The organism is Bradyrhizobium sp. 1(2017) (genome assembly GCF_011602485.2).
Lineage (GTDB): Bacteria > Pseudomonadota > Alphaproteobacteria > Rhizobiales > Xanthobacteraceae > Bradyrhizobium.
The window spans coordinates 2,357,972-2,371,421 of record NZ_CP050022.2 but is presented as its reverse complement, the minus strand read 5'-3'; the positions used below and the strand labels follow the sequence as shown (position 1 = coordinate 2,371,421).

Here is a 13,450-nt window from a genome sequence, read left to right as displayed (position 1 = left end):
ACATCCATTGGGCTAGTCGATCTCCTCGATCACGCGCCGCTCGCGCGGCTCGATGACGTAGGTCCGGGTGTCGCGGTGGATGTAGCGGTATTCCCGCAGGTCCGGCGCGTCCCGATAGACCGTGCTCGGGAATTCCTCGACCTCCACGCTGTCGGGAAGACGATCACCGACGCGGATCTCAGAACGTGCGGTGCTCCCGGTCGTCCGCACCTCCTTGCGTCCCTCGGTACGCGTCTTCGCATGCTTGCGGATCGTGTCGCGATCGCGATCGGAGAACTTGCTGGCGCTGCGCTCGCGCGTGGTCGTCGTCGTTGCGGTGGACTGCCCCGAATAGGGCAGCACCGTCACGATCTTGTAGGTCGCAGGATCGACCACGACGATCTCATCCTTCACCAGCGCGAAGCTGTAGCCGCGATATTGCGGCACGATCTCGACGACGTCGGGCGGCAGTGTCGACAGATGCACATCGCGCGGCACAACCGTGCCGACATTCAGCGAGAAATTGACGCTGGTCAGCGGCCGAACGTTCAGGCGCGAGACCGACGTGCTGATCCTGGTTTCCTGCTGCTTGTTGAGATTGACGTCGGTCCGGGCAGCCGCCTGGGAATTGGTTCCGGACCGCTCGCCCTGCGCCTGATTGCCGGCTGGCGCAGTCGGCGCCTGCTGAGCCTGGTTGGTCCCGGATGCAGCAGGCTGCTGGGCTTGATTGTTATTGGCCGGCGGCGGGTTGGCGCTCTGCTGGGTCGCTGGCTGGTTGCCGGTCGTGTTCGAGCTTGCCGTGCCGCTCTGCGGCCGCGACGTGTCCGTGCTGTTCGCGGCATTGTTGGACGTGCCGGAGCCGGAATTGGCCGTTCCTGATGACGGCGGGCTGCTCTGCGTGTTCTGTGTCGATGTTCCAGTCGAGGGTGCTTGCTGCGGCTGCGATGTGGTCTGCTGCGGGCTCGTCGCGCCGGACGGCGAGGTGGTGGACGGCGAGGTGGAGTTCGACTGGGATGGCGGTGTCTGCTCGGATTTCGTGCCGGTGCTAGGCGATTGCGCAAGGGCGGCATTCGCCAGCACCAGGCTCAAGGCGGTGGTTGCCAACAAGCGGATCATGGATCACTCCCTTCATCAGATGAATGTTGGCTGGTAACCTGCGCTAGAGCGCGTGGTTCCACTTTTTCCCGATCTGAAGAGTCGACCGCCGCGCCCGCACGGAACCTGCGATGCCATCGAAGAGTGCCGGGATCATCGCCTATCGGAAGCGCGGAAGCCTCGAGGTTCTCCTCGTTCATCCCGGAGGACCGTTCTGGCGCAACAAGGATCTCGGCGCATGGTCGATCCCGAAGGGCGAGTATGCGGACGAGGAAGATGCGGAAATCGCCGCGCGGCGGGAGTTTGCCGAAGAGCTTGGGCTCGAGCTGACCGTACCGCTGACCGCGCTTGGTCAGGTCAAGCAGCGCGGGGGCAAGCTCGTCACCGCGTTCGCTGCCGAGCTCGACATCGACACGAGCAGCATTCGCAGCAACAATTTCGAGATGGAATGGCCGCCACGCAGCGGCAAACGGCAGACTTTTCCGGAGGTCGACCGTGCCGAATGGTTCGCGCTCGAAAAGGCGCATACGAGGATCAATGCAGGGCAACGCCCGCTGCTTGATCGGCTGGCGCAGCTGGCCGGCGAATAGGCGCGTCGCGACGCGCCATTCACACCGGCTTGTCGTCGTCCGTCACCGGCGAGGTCACCACCAGGAAGACGAGATCGGTGAGGCCCGAATTGGAGATCGCGTGCTCGACGCCGGGCGGTAGAAAGATCACGTCGTGCTTGCGCACGACATGGTTCTTGCCTGATATCTCCATCAGCCCCTCGCCGTCGAGCACGTGATAGACCTGCTCCTGCACCTTGTGATGGTGGCGCGCGACATAGGCCATCGGCTGGTACATCGAGATGCGATAGTCGATGCGGCGCGAGCCCGCGGTCTCCGGCATCACCAGCGGCTTCGACAGCGCGCCGCCGAAGTGATTGGGGAATTCGCGCCAGGGCACCTCGGCGATGTTGCGGATGAAGGCGCCGTTGCTGTCATCGGCCATGATCGTGCTCCCTTCCTCAATTCACCAGCGCGCCGCCGTCGAGATAGACGATCGCGCCGGTGGCAAAGCCGTTCGCCATGAAGCTCGAGATCTGCTGCGCGATGTCCTCGGCTGCGCCGACCCGGCCGACTGGCAGCGCGGCGGCGGTCTTGGCCAGCATCTCTTTGCGCGCCGCCTCCGGCATCGCAGCCCGGATCGGCGTATCGATCACGCCGGGCGAGACCGCGTTGACGCGCACCGGCGCAAGCTCCAGCGCCAGTGCGCGGGTCAGCGATTCCAGCGCGCCATTCGCCGCGCTGATGATCGCCGAGTTCGGCCGCGGCCGGACGCTGAGAAAGCCGGTGACCAGCGTCAGCGAGCCGCCGGGCCGGATCTCGGCCTCGCGCGCGACGCGCCAGGCGCCCCAGAACTTGCCTTCCATGGTCGCGCGGACGTCGTCCATCGCAACGGTCTTGAACGGCCCGGTGCGAAGCTGCGCCGCGGTGAGCACGACGTGATCGACCGGACCGGTGCGCCGAAACAGTTCAGCGACGCTCTGGTCGCTGGTGACGTCCGTGGGAATAGCCGTGACTTTCAGCCGCTCCGCCACGGGATCGAGCCTGGCGGCGCTGCGCGAGGCGATGACGACATCTGCTCCCTCTCGCTTCACCAGCTCCGCCGTGGCGAGGCCGATGCCGGAGGAACCGCCGACCACGACGACCTTCTTGCCTGCGAACGTCATTCCCGATCTCCCGATAGTCTCTTTGATTGGCGAGGCCGCACGATCAGCCCGGCTGGAAGCGCGTGCCGATGCCGGCCTTGCTCTGGCCGAGGCCCGGCAATTCCCAGACGCCGGCGCCGGCCGGATTGACGTCGGCGGCGATGTCGACGTCGATCAGATAGGGCCGGTTCGCGGCAATGCCCTTGCGGATCGCCTCGCCGAGATCTGCGGCGCGATCGACACGCACGCCCTCGACTCCGCACGAGCGCGCCATCGCCGCGAAATCCGGATTGTAGCGTTCTCCCGTCTCGGGGTGCTTGAAGTCGGTGGCAAGCTCGCGGCCGCCGAGATAGCCGCGCTGAAGCCCGCGGATCGAGGCATAGGCGTAATTGTTCCAGACCACCCAGACCACGGGCAGATTGTACTCGACCGCCGTGCCCAGCACATTGGCATGCATGAAGAAGGCGCCATCGCCGCATACGGAGACGCAGGGGCGATCGGGCGCGGCGAACTTCGCGCCCATCACGCCGGCGACGCCGAAGCCCATCGGGCCAAATCCCATCGAACCGATCAGCGAGTCCGGCCGCTTCGGCTTGCAGAAGCCGAGCAGCCAATTGTGATGCACGCCGATGTCGGAGACGAGGATGGCATCCTCCGGCAGCGCCTTGTCGATCTCGGCAGCCGCGCGCTGCGGATTGATCGGCGTCGAATCGTCGGAAAAGCCGGGCGCGACGAACTTGTCCCACTCCTTGCGATAGCCATCGATCTGCGCCAGCCATTTCTTGCGCGCGTCTGACTTCTTGAAGAGATTGTCGCGGCGATCGAGCTCGGCGTGCACCTGGCGCAGGAAGGTGCGGACGTCGGCCATCAATCCGAGCGCGACGGGATAGTTGCGGCCGATCTCCTCGGGGTCGATATCGACGTGGATCAGCCTCGTCGGTGGGATCGTGAAAGAATAACCGGGAATCCAGGAGCTCGAGGTACGGTCGTCGAAGCGGACGCCGAGCGCGAGCAACACGTCGGCCTGACGCGTCGCGTGATTGGCCTGATAGTGCCCGGCGCGCGCGACGAGGCCGAGCGCCAGCGGATGGTTGACGTCGAGCGCGCCGAGCCCGCTGGCCGATGCCGCCACCGGAATCTGAAGACGCTCGGCAAGCTTGCGCAATTCGTCGGCGGCCCCGCCATAGCGGACGCCCTGCCCGACCAGCATCACCGGCCTCTCGGCCGACAGCAGCATGTCGACGGCCTTCTCGACGCCATCGGGATCGGCACCGCAGCGGCTCGAGATGTTCGCGTTCCACTCGATCGCCTTCGGCGCCTCCTCGGCCGCCGATTCCATGAAGACGTCGAAGGGCACGTCGACCACGACGGGCCCCGGCCGCCCCGTGATCATGGTCTTCCAGGCCTGTCGCACCGCGAGCGGCACCATCTCGCCGCGCGTCGGCTGGAACACCTTCTTGCAGATCGTGCGCACGGTGGACGGGAAGTCGGCCTGGTGATGCCGGTACATCTCCTGGAACGCGCCGCGGTTGAACTGGCTGGTCGGCACGTTGCCGGTGATCGCCATGAACGGCACGGAATCGAGGAAGGCGTTGGCCAGCGAGATCGGCAGGTTGGCCGAGCCCGGCCCGCACGAGGTGAAGGTCGCCGTCGGCTTGCCGGAGACGCGGTAATAGACGTCGGCCATGAAGCCGGCGACGCTCTCGTGATGCACGGAGATCGTCTTGATCTCGGATGAGCGCTCATACAACGCGTCGATGAACTGGATGTTGCCGTGGCCGCACAGGCCGAACACCTGCGGCACTTTCTCCTGGATCAGATAGTCGACGATGACCTGGGCGCCATTGAGCATGTTCTTCGACATCAACCGTCTCCCTCGCGGCCACGACTTCTTGTGGACCGGAGCGGAGAATGCGGTGCGGTCGTCGTTGGGCCCGCGCTCACCCTATTTCTCATAATGCTGTACGTCAATTTATATTGTGGTAGGCTAATTCCAGCGAGAATGCGGACTCGGTTCCGACGGCCGCAAGCTTGCGTGCTACTGTCGAGGCACCGAGTCATGACGGATTTGCCAGAGGGGCCTTGTCCTTGAGATCGCGCACCAAGCCCACCACAAGCGAAAAGCCCGCGAGCCCGCGCAAGACTGCGATCGCCGAGCTGGTCCCCGCCCCCAGGGCCGATGGCGACGATGAGGCCGACGACAAGCAGCGCGGTGGCGGCGTCCAGTCGCTGGGCCGCGCCTTCTCCATCCTCGAGGAAGTCGCCCGCCATCGCGAGGGCATCGGGCTTGCGGAACTCAGCAAGCTGGTCGGCCTGCACAACTCGACCACCTTCCATCTGGCCAAGACGCTGGTTTCGCTCGGCTACCTCCGTCAGGAGAAAGACAACAAGCGCTACCGCATCGGCCGGCCCTTGTTCGCCCTCGCGGCGAGCGCGCTCGACGAGATCGAGATGGTCAATGTCGCAACCCCCGTGCTGGAGGAGCTATCGCGCCAGACCAGCGAAAGCAGCCATTTTGCCGTGCGGATGGGCGATGCCGTCATCGTCATCGCCCGCACCAGCGGTCCCGGCGCGTTCCAGCTGACCGACCGCGTCGGCGTGGTGCGTCCGGCCCATTGCACAGCGCTCGGCAAGATCATCCTGGCTTCGCTCCGGCCCGATCAACTCAAACGATTCCTCGATCGCGCGGAGCTGAAGCCATCGACGCCGAAGTCCATCACCGATGCCGGCGTGCTGATGCGCGAGATCGCCGAAGTGCAGCGCACCGGCGTCGCCTTCGACGACGGCGAGTTCAATCCGGAAGTGCGCTGCGTCGCCGTGCCCGTGACCGATTTCACCGGGCAGGTGGTTGGCGCACTCGGCATTTCCGGGCCGATCTGGCGGCTCTCCAACCAGGCGCTGCATGCCGGCGCGCAGATCGTGCAAGCCGCCGCCGACCAGCTCTCGGCCGAATTCGGCGCCAAGGGTCGGGCGCACCAGGCGTTCAAGCAGAAAGTCTAGGAAGGCGCACAAGCGTCGAATTTGCCGGTTGACACCGGCAATGGCGTTCGGGATTATCCTCCAGCATTAGAAAAACACCTCTCACAATATCGGATGCCCGATTTGAAGAGAGACACGATGCACCCGGGAGGAGACAGACATGATCCGCTACCCGCGACGGACGGTGTTACGGGCGGGCGCAGCCTTGGTCGGCGCGTCTGCACTGGGATTTCCCGCAATTGTGAGAGCGCGGGCCGAGAAGATCCGGATCGGCCACCTGACGCCGCTCACCGGCTTTCTCGGCGTGATCGGCAGCTATGCGCAGCTTGGCGTGAAGCTTGCGGCCGAGGAGATCAACGCATCCGGCGGCGTCATGGGCAAGCAGATCGACCTCATCTCGGAGGACTCGATCAACCCGGCAACCGCATCGACCAAGGCGCAGCGCATGCTGGAGCAGGACGGCGCTGTCGTCCTGCTGGGCGAAATCTCCTCGGCCTCCTCGCTCACCATCATGCAGGTCGCCGAGCGCAACAACAAGGTGTTCTTCTCGACCGGCGCGCGCTCGGACGCGCTGCGCGGCAAGAACTGCAACAAATATTCCTTCCATTGCGACATCCCCAACACCGTGATGGTGAACGCGGTCGGCACCGCGCTGTCGCAGAAGGGCATGGTGAAGGGCAAGAAGTTCTTCACGCTGACGGCCGACTACATCTTCGGCCATGACCTGTTGAAGGCGGCAAAGGGCTTCTTCGGCGCGCACGAGGCCAACCTGATCGGCGACGAGCTGATCGCGACCGACGTCACCGACTTCAGCCCGTATTTGCTCAAGGTGCGGCAGGCCAAGCCCGACGTGGTCTGCTGCAACCTCGCCGGCAACCAGGTCACCAACCTCGTCAAGCAATATGCCGAGTTCGGCCTGCCCTATCCGCTGGTCGGCTTCAACCTCAACACCGGCGATGCCTGGGCCGCGGGCGCCGGCAATCTCAGCGGCACCTGGCCGACGGTCTGGTACCACACGCTGAACAATCCAGCCTCGCTGGCCTTCGTCGCGGCCTTCACCAAGAAATACGGCAAGCCGCCAGAGAACCACGCCTGGATCGAATATGTGACGCTCAAGCTGCTGGCGGAGGCGATCAACGCCACGAAGTCGACCGACAGCGGCGAGTTGATCGCCTATTTCGAGAAGCAGACCCAGTTCGACATCATGAAGGCGCGCAAGGCCTATTTCCGCGCCTGGGATCACCAGCTGGTGCAAGAGGCCTATCCGTTCACGGTCAAGCCCAAGGACCAGATGAAGGACCAATGGGACATGCTGGTGCTGGGCGATGCGGTGCCGGCGGCAAACGATCCGCTGGAGCAGATCTATCCGACCAGAGAGCAGAACCCCTGCGAGATGAAGGCCTGACGCGCCTTTCGCGCCGCAAGGACGCAACATGCAGTTCGAGTTCTTGCTGGAACAGGTGGTCAATGGCCTCGTGCTCGGAGGCTATTACCTGCTCATCGCGCTCGGCCTGTCGCTGATCTTCTCGGTCGGCGGCATCGTCAATCTCGCGCACGGCGCCTTCTATGCGCTCGGCGCCTATGTCTGCGTCGAGTTGACGAAGCGCCTCGGCTTCGGCGCGTCCGTGGTGGTCTCCCCGTTCGCGGTCGCCCTGCTCGGAATTCTCTTCGAACGCTTCATCCTGCGCCGCTTCTACAGCGCCGACCCGATCCTGAGCCTGCTCGTCACCTTCGGTCTTGCGATGGTCGCAGAACAGGCGATCCGCATGATCTGGGGCGCGGCGCCCGTGTCGACCGAGATCCCGCAGAGCTTTCGCGGCTCGGTCATCGTCGGCGACTTCCTGTTCTCGCGCTATCGCCTGCTCATCCTCGCCGTCGTGGCGGCGATCCTGCTCGGCATCTGGCTGCTGCTGCAAAAGACCTCGTTCGGACGCGTGGTGCGCGCCGGCATCCAGCGCCCGGACATGGTCGCGGCCCTCGGCATCCGCCTGCAGCCCTACATGACCGCGATCGTGATGCTCGGCGTCGGCATGGCCGCACTCGGCGGCGCCTTCTTCGCACCGATCACGACGGTGCATCCGGCGATGGGCGCCGAGATCATGACGGTCGCCTTCGTCGTGGTCGTGATCGGCGGCCTCGGCAGTTTCTGGGGCGTCGTCATCGCCGCCCTCCTCGTCGGCGTGGTGCGCGGCATCGCCATTCACTTTGCGCCTGCCGCAGGCGAAGCCTCGATCTACATCCTGATGTTCCTGGTGCTGCTGGTGCGCCCGCGCGGCCTGCTCGGCGAACGCATCGAGAAGTTCGAATGAGCCGCATGTCTGCCATCGACAGGCTGAGGCCGCTGCTGATCGCGACTGTTGCGGTCGTCGCGCTGCCTTTCCTGCTCAGGGCCTTCGGCCTGTCGCTGAACACCGGCACCTGGATCGTCGCCCTCGCGATCGCGACCATGGGGCTCAACCTCTGCATCGGCTATACCGGCCTCGTCTCGTTCGGACACAGCGCCTGGTTCGGCATCGGCGCCTATGCCGCGGGGCTGATCCAGCTCCACCTCGCCTCCAGCGAGATCTGGCTGCCGCTGCTCGGATCGATGGTCGTCGTCGCGATAGCGTCCACCGTCATCGGCATGCTGATCCTACGCCGGCGCGGCGTGTATTTCTCGCTGCTGACGCTGGCGCTCGCCGCTCTCGCCTACACCACCGCCTTCCGCTGGACGAGCCTCACCGGCGGCGAGGATGGGCTCGGCGGACTGAAGCGCGGCGCAATCGGACCTGTCGATCTCGACAACGCGCTCAACTATTACGTGGTGGTCGCCGTGATCGGGCTCGCCACGCTCTATGTGCTCATGCGCCTGGTCCGCTCGCCGTTCGGGCATGTGCTGGTCGCGATCCGCGAGAACCAGTTGCGCGCCAGCTTTCAGGGCTATCCGGTCGAGCGCTACAAGCTCGCCGTGTTCGTGATCTCCGCCGTCGTCACCGGCGTTGCGGGCGTGCTGATCGGCTTCCTGAACTATCTGGTCTCGGCCGAGGCCGTCTCGGTGCCGTTCGCCGGAGAGCTGCTGGCGATGGTCGTCATCGGCGGCATGCGCAGCCTGCTCGGCCCCGCGCTCGGCGCGCTGTTCTTCATCCTGTTCCGCGAGCTGTTCTCGATCTGGACGTCGGATTGGCTGTTCTGGTTCGGCCTCACCTTCGTGGCCTTCGTGATGTATTCGCCCGGAGGTCTCGTCGGCATCGGCGCGCTGATCATGCGGCGCTTGCGTCCGCCTGCGGAAGAGACGGCCGCCATGAGCCGGCGCAAGATCTATGAGGGCTTGCCGCTGCCCGACTTCCTGCGGCCGGAGGCGTTGCAAGGCACCGTGCTGGAGGTCAGCGGCGTCTCCCGCAAGTTCGGCGGCATCCGCGCGGTCGAGAATGCGAGCATCACGGTCGCCGCCGGCGAGATCCACGCGCTGATCGGTCCGAACGGCGCCGGCAAGACCACGCTGTTCAACCTCGTCTCAGGCCTCTATGCCCCCGACCAGGGCACGATCCGTCTTCAGGGCCGCGACATCGCCGGCGTGCCTGCGAACCTGATCTGCCACCAGGGGCTGGCGCGTTCGTTCCAGATCACCAACCTGTTTCGCGGGCTCACAATCTACGAGAACCTCCGCCTCTCGCTGCAGGCGCGGCGGCCGATGCGCTTCAACATCTGGAACGACATCGACGCCTATGACGACATCCACGCCGAGACCGCCGCACTGGTCAGATTCCTCGGCCTCGAAGGCATCGAGGAGATCGAGGGCGGCGAGCTCTCCTATGGCGGGCAAAGGCTGGTCGATCTCGGCATCGCACTGGGCAGCAAGCCGCAGGTGCTGCTGCTGGACGAGCCGCTCGCAGGTCTTGCCGCGGCCGAACGCGAACGCGTGTCCAACCTCGTCAAGAACATTGCGGCGAACATTCCCGTGCTGATCGTCGAGCATGACATCGACCGCGTGCTCGGCTTCTCCCAGATCGTGACCGTGATGAACCAGGGCGAGGTGCTGATGTCCGACTGCCCCAAAGCGGTGCGGGCGGATCTGCGCGTGCAGGAGATCTACACCGGCAAGGGCATTCCCGCCGTCGAGCACCGGCGCAGCAGCGAGGCGGCCGGCGAGCGCGACACCGTGCTGCGTCTCGACGGCGTCAACACGTTCTACGGCAAGAGCCACATCCTCAACGACGCCGCGCTCGACGTGCGCGAGGGCGAGATCGTCGCACTGCTCGGCCGCAACGGCGCGGGCAAGTCGACGCTGCTCAAATCCATCGCCGGCCTGGTGCCGGCGTCATCCGGCACCATCGACTATCGCGGCACCGATCTGGCACGCCTCCCGGCGCCCGACATCGCGCGCCGCGGCGTCGGCTATGTGCCGCAGGGGCGCGGCCTGTTTGCCGGCATGACCGTGCGCGAGAACCTCGCGCTCGGGCGCCTCGCGCGCAAGACCGACGGCGGCGATGGCGTGGTCTGGGACGAGGAGCAGATCCTGCACTATTTTCCGCGCTTGAAGGAGCGCATGAACGTCGCCGCCGACTATCTCTCCGGCGGCGAGCAGCAGATGGTCGCGGTCGCCCGCGCGATGTCGGGCAATGTCCGCCTCTTGCTGCTCGACGAGCCGTTCGAGGGCCTCGCGCCGACGGTGACGCTGGAACTGTTTGGGGTGTTCGACCAGCTCCGCGAAAAAATGTCGATCGTGATCGTGGAGCACAATCTCGACCTCGTGCTGGCGCTGGCCGACCGCGTCTTCGCGCTCGAGCGCGGCGCCGTGTTCCACCAGGGACCGGCGGCGCCGCTGCTCGACGATCTCGGCTATCGCAAGCAGATTCTGTGGCTCTAGTTCCCCTACTCCGCCTTGATGTTCGCGGCGACGACGACCTCGGCGAGCTCCTTCGTTTCTTTCGCGATCTTGGCGGCGTACTCAGTGGGGCCGAGCACGGACACGACGCCCTGCGAGCCGAGCTTCTCCTCGGCCGCCGGATCCTTGGCGGCTGCGACGATCTCCCGGTGCAGCGTCTCCAGGATCGGCGCCGGCGTTGCCTTCGGCATGAAGAAGCCGACCCAGAACGAGATGTCGAAGCCGGGATAGCCGGCTTCCGCGACGGTCGGCACGTCAGGCAGCGATGGCAGCCGCTCGGCTGACGACACCGCCAGCGCGCGCAGCTTGCCGGCCTTGACCAGCGGCACGGCGGAGAGCGGATCGAACACGGCCAGCACCTCCTGCGCGAGGATGCCGACCTCGGCGGCTGAGCCGCCGCGATACGGAACATGGATCATCTTGATGCCGGCCTTCTGGCCGAGCAGCTCCATGGCGAGATGGGCGAGATTGCCGTTTCCGCCCGAGCCGTAAGCGAGCGCCCCGGGCGCGGCCTTTGCCGCGGCGACGAGATCGGCGACGGTCTTGATAGCAGCGGTCTTGGGATTCTCGGGATTGACGACGAGGACCAGCGGCGCTGAGACCACGGTGGTGAGCGGCGCGAAGTCTTTTTCCGGATCGTAGCGGATATCCTTGAACAGCGTCTTGTTGAGCGTGATCGTGGACGAGTTGCAGGCGAGGATGGTGTAGCCGTCCGCATCCGCACGCGCGACCCCCTCGGCCGCGATCATGCCGTTGGCGCCGGCGCGGTTCTCGACCACGAAAGGCTGGCCGAGCTTGTTGCTGAGCCGATCACCGACGATGCGCGCGACGACGTCGACCGGACCGCCTGCGCTGAAGCCGACCACGATCTTGACCGGACGCGACGGGTATTTCTGCGCGAGGGCCTGCGTCGTCACGCACAATCCGGCGACAATCGCCAGCAGGCGAAGCGTTCGTTGCATTCGTTCCCTCCCAGGGCCTGTCGCGCACTGTGCATGCTTGTTGGCGCGGCGCGCTCACGATCATGAATAGCGGTCGCGCCGGAATTGGCAATCGCGTTTGCGCGCCGGCATTCCGCCGCGCGGCACGATAGAGCGGCTCCGCAACAAAAAATGCGAAAACAACCCCATGCACAGTAGCCGGCCGCTACCGGATCAAAGACTTGCGCAGATTCCGCCGTTTCGGACATTGCGAAATCCGAGTTGACACGTCGGGCAAAACACGGGCAGAATGGCATCATCGCGACAATCGTGAGCGTCGAGGCTATTCCAGCCTGGGCGGCCTCGATCTGATCACGCGTAAACCCTTCATCCACATCTGAAAATCGCAACAGCCGCGCAACACGCGCGCGATCGGCTGCGCGCAACAACCACGCACCTCCGGCAGAGGACCCCAGACCATGACGACATCTCTCGATTGCACCAACACGTCACCGACCGCGGCAACGGACCGCGGCAGGCCCACGCCCCGGATCAAGCTCACCCGACGGCGCCTGATGATCCTGCATTCCGACGCGCAAGCCGGCGAGCGGCTGCTGGCCGATGCGCTCGGTGCCGTCGATCGCGACGCGCTGCACGGCATCCTCAAGCAATTGCTCAAGGCCAGCGTGATCGAGCAGAAACCCAACGAGGCCAACCTCGCCTTCATGATCTCGATGATGAAGAGCATCGCGCCGAGGGATTCCGTCGAAGCCATGCTGGTGGCGCAGATGGTGTCCGTCCACGTCGCTGCAATGCGCTCGGCCTGCCGCCTCGCGTTCACCGACAATCTTCAGCAGCAGGAAGGCATCACCCGCGCATTGACCCGGCTGGCCCGCACCTTCGCGGCCCAGATCGACGCCCTCGGCCGCCACCGCAGCAATGGCGAGCGCGCCATCACGGTGCAGAACGTCTCGGTGCAGGACGGCGGCAGCGCGATCGTCGGGAACGTCACGCAGCATGGGAGCGTGATCGTTGCGAAGGCACGGCCGATTGACGCGGCTGCGAATGCGGAAGCGGCCGCAGGCCGCGACCGCCCGGGCGGGAAAGACGAGCCTTGCATCGAGCCTTGGATCGAGCCTTGCATGGAGAACGGCACCGTCGCATGAGCAGCGATCACGTCCGCAATACGGAGGCCATGCAGTCGAGCCCCCGCTGCGGCGCACGGACGCGCGACGACACCCTCTGTCGCGCGCCGGCAATGCACGGTAAGGCCCGCTGCCGCATGCACGGCGGCGCCCGGAGATCGGGTGCGCCGCGCGGCAACCAGAATGCGCGAAGGCATGGAATGTTCACAAAGGACGGCATCGCCGAGCGACGGCAGATTGAGGTCCTGCTGGATGAAGCATGGAAGCTTCTGAGCGAGTTAAAGTAGGCTGCATCGCGACTCGGCGATTGGGTCAGTCTCAATGTCACGGCGACCAGCGATCGTGCTCCTCGCGGTAAGCCTGCTCGTTGAGACGATCGGCAATGTCCTCCGCCACGGGCTCACTTTCCGCATCCGCAAGTGGCTTGCCCTTGTTGGTCTTGACCGTGGTCTCGTCCGCCTTGACCGGGAAGTCGTCTGGGTGGATCGCGGGCTTCTTCATGAGATCTCCTTTCCTCATGGCTTCTTCTTTCCAAAGTTGTATTGGTCCGCTCAATCCGATGCCTTCCTCGCCGTATCCGCCTGGCTGGCGCGGCCTCCCTGGCCGCTATCCACACGGTAGAGCGCGGCGGCGCCGACGGTGGGGACGAGCGCGATGACAAGGATCGCGATTGTGTTCATGCGGCTCAAGGGCCCCTCCTTCAATGCGCAAGTGAAGCTCACGGTTGCTGCTCCAATTGATCATGCGCGCCCAGGGTTCCGTGAAGTTTCGATGA

General features: G+C 65.2%; 15 protein-coding genes. 7 read left to right on the top strand and 8 right to left on the bottom strand.

The genetic code is table 11. The annotated features are described in order from the left end of the window. Positions 1-12 precede the first annotated feature (12 nt). Positions 13-1,095 (bottom strand): DUF1236 domain-containing protein, encoded by a 1,083-nt coding sequence (locus HAP40_RS11360; protein ID WP_166817719.1) that lies wholly within the window; start codon positions 1,093-1,095, stop codon positions 13-15. Between the two features lie 110 nt (positions 1,096-1,205). Here HAP40_RS11360 and HAP40_RS11355 point away from each other — a divergent pair, with 110 nt between their 5' ends. Then, positions 1,206-1,664 carry an NUDIX domain-containing protein gene (locus HAP40_RS11355; RefSeq protein ID WP_166817720.1) on the top strand — a complete coding sequence of 153 codons (459 nt, stop codon included), beginning with the start codon at positions 1,206-1,208 and terminating at the stop codon, positions 1,662-1,664. A gap of 19 nt (positions 1,665-1,683) precedes the next feature. Here the strand turns inward: HAP40_RS11355 and HAP40_RS11350 are convergent, their stop codons facing one another. From HAP40_RS11350 to HAP40_RS11340, 3 genes are read right to left on the bottom strand one after another with little or no spacing between them, the layout of a single operon-like run. After that, on the bottom strand, positions 1,684-2,067 hold the full coding sequence (locus tag HAP40_RS11350) for a cupin domain-containing protein (protein WP_166817721.1): 384 nt from the start codon (positions 2,065-2,067) through the stop codon (positions 1,684-1,686). A gap of 16 nt (positions 2,068-2,083) precedes the next feature. Then, the gene (locus HAP40_RS11345; protein ID WP_166817722.1) at positions 2,084-2,788 is read right to left on the bottom strand and encodes an SDR family oxidoreductase; all 705 of its coding nucleotides are present in this window, start codon (positions 2,786-2,788) and stop codon (positions 2,084-2,086) included. Positions 2,789-2,831: 43 nt separating this feature from the next. Then, positions 2,832-4,631, bottom strand: coding sequence for a thiamine pyrophosphate-binding protein (locus tag HAP40_RS11340; RefSeq protein ID WP_166817723.1), 1,800 nt, complete (start codon positions 4,629-4,631; stop codon positions 2,832-2,834). A 224-nt stretch (positions 4,632-4,855) separates the two neighbouring features. Here HAP40_RS11340 and HAP40_RS11335 point away from each other — a divergent pair, with 224 nt between their 5' ends. From HAP40_RS11335 to HAP40_RS11320, 4 genes are all read left to right on the top strand, one after another. Beyond that, positions 4,856-5,767 (top strand): IclR family transcriptional regulator, encoded by a 912-nt coding sequence (locus tag HAP40_RS11335; RefSeq protein ID WP_334270974.1) that lies wholly within the window; start codon positions 4,856-4,858, stop codon positions 5,765-5,767. A 139-nt stretch (positions 5,768-5,906) separates the two neighbouring features. Next, positions 5,907-7,151, top strand: coding sequence for an ABC transporter substrate-binding protein (locus tag HAP40_RS11330; RefSeq protein WP_166817725.1), 1,245 nt, complete (start codon positions 5,907-5,909; stop codon positions 7,149-7,151). A gap of 28 nt (positions 7,152-7,179) precedes the next feature. Then, on the top strand, positions 7,180-8,055 hold the full coding sequence (locus HAP40_RS11325; protein ID WP_166817726.1) for a branched-chain amino acid ABC transporter permease: 876 nt from the start codon (positions 7,180-7,182) through the stop codon (positions 8,053-8,055). Then, positions 8,052-10,592: a branched-chain amino acid ABC transporter ATP-binding protein/permease gene (locus HAP40_RS11320; protein WP_208024787.1), complete on the top strand. Its 2,541-nt coding sequence runs from the start codon at positions 8,052-8,054 to the stop codon at positions 10,590-10,592. The genes HAP40_RS11325 and HAP40_RS11320 overlap by 4 nt, the downstream gene beginning before the upstream one ends. 5 nt (positions 10,593-10,597) lie before the next feature. Here the strand turns inward: HAP40_RS11320 and HAP40_RS11315 are convergent, their stop codons facing one another. Both HAP40_RS11315 and HAP40_RS11310 read right to left on the bottom strand, forming a co-directional pair. Next, positions 10,598-11,572, bottom strand: coding sequence for a Bug family tripartite tricarboxylate transporter substrate binding protein (locus HAP40_RS11315; RefSeq protein WP_166817727.1), 975 nt, complete (start codon positions 11,570-11,572; stop codon positions 10,598-10,600). Beyond that, positions 11,524-11,979, bottom strand: a complete 456-nt coding sequence (locus HAP40_RS11310) for a hypothetical protein (protein ID WP_166817728.1) — start codon at positions 11,977-11,979, stop codon at positions 11,524-11,526. The genes HAP40_RS11315 and HAP40_RS11310 overlap by 49 nt, the downstream gene beginning before the upstream one ends. A gap of 30 nt (positions 11,980-12,009) precedes the next feature. On the opposite strand from HAP40_RS11310, the gene HAP40_RS11305 reads away from it, so the two are divergent. Next, complete coding sequence (locus tag HAP40_RS11305; protein ID WP_246741124.1) at positions 12,010-12,696, top strand: hypothetical protein; 687 nt, start codon at positions 12,010-12,012, stop codon at positions 12,694-12,696. Continuing rightward, positions 12,693-12,962: an HGGxSTG domain-containing protein gene (locus HAP40_RS11300; RefSeq protein ID WP_166817729.1), complete on the top strand. Its 270-nt coding sequence runs from the start codon at positions 12,693-12,695 to the stop codon at positions 12,960-12,962. Before HAP40_RS11305 ends, HAP40_RS11300 begins: the two co-directional genes overlap by 4 nt. Positions 12,963-12,999: 37 nt before the next feature. Here the strand turns inward: HAP40_RS11300 and HAP40_RS11295 are convergent, their stop codons facing one another. Continuing rightward, positions 13,000-13,176 (bottom strand): hypothetical protein, encoded by a 177-nt coding sequence (locus tag HAP40_RS11295; RefSeq protein WP_166817730.1) that lies wholly within the window; start codon positions 13,174-13,176, stop codon positions 13,000-13,002. A 50-nt stretch (positions 13,177-13,226) separates the two neighbouring features. After that, positions 13,227-13,364, bottom strand: a complete 138-nt coding sequence (locus HAP40_RS11290; RefSeq protein ID WP_166817731.1) for a hypothetical protein — start codon at positions 13,362-13,364, stop codon at positions 13,227-13,229. Positions 13,365-13,450: the final 86 nt, after the last annotated feature.

Excerpts from the sequence above, each read along its gene's own strand:
- HAP40_RS11295 (WP_166817730.1), bottom strand. The coding sequence starts at position 13,176 with ATGAAGAAGCCCGCGATCCACCCAGACGACTTCCCGGTCAAGGCGGAC.
- HAP40_RS11345 (WP_166817722.1), bottom strand. The coding sequence starts at position 2,788 with ATGACGTTCGCAGGCAAGAAGGTCGTCGTGGTCGGCGGTTCCTCCGGC.
- HAP40_RS11330 (WP_166817725.1), top strand. The coding sequence starts at position 5,907 with ATGATCCGCTACCCGCGACGGACGGTGTTACGGGCGGGCGCAGCCTTG.
- HAP40_RS11315 (WP_166817727.1), bottom strand. The coding sequence starts at position 11,572 with ATGCAACGAACGCTTCGCCTGCTGGCGATTGTCGCCGGATTGTGCGTG.
- HAP40_RS11350 (WP_166817721.1), bottom strand. The coding sequence starts at position 2,067 with ATGGCCGATGACAGCAACGGCGCCTTCATCCGCAACATCGCCGAGGTG.
- HAP40_RS11305 (WP_246741124.1), top strand. The coding sequence starts at position 12,010 with ATGACGACATCTCTCGATTGCACCAACACGTCACCGACCGCGGCAACG.
- HAP40_RS11355 (WP_166817720.1), top strand. The coding sequence starts at position 1,206 with ATGCCATCGAAGAGTGCCGGGATCATCGCCTATCGGAAGCGCGGAAGC.
- HAP40_RS11360 (WP_166817719.1), bottom strand. The coding sequence starts at position 1,095 with ATGATCCGCTTGTTGGCAACCACCGCCTTGAGCCTGGTGCTGGCGAAT.
- HAP40_RS11340 (WP_166817723.1), bottom strand. The coding sequence starts at position 4,631 with ATGTCGAAGAACATGCTCAATGGCGCCCAGGTCATCGTCGACTATCTG.
- HAP40_RS11325 (WP_166817726.1), top strand. The coding sequence starts at position 7,180 with ATGCAGTTCGAGTTCTTGCTGGAACAGGTGGTCAATGGCCTCGTGCTC.
- HAP40_RS11300 (WP_166817729.1), top strand. The coding sequence starts at position 12,693 with ATGAGCAGCGATCACGTCCGCAATACGGAGGCCATGCAGTCGAGCCCC.
- HAP40_RS11320 (WP_208024787.1), top strand. The coding sequence starts at position 8,052 with ATGAGCCGCATGTCTGCCATCGACAGGCTGAGGCCGCTGCTGATCGCG.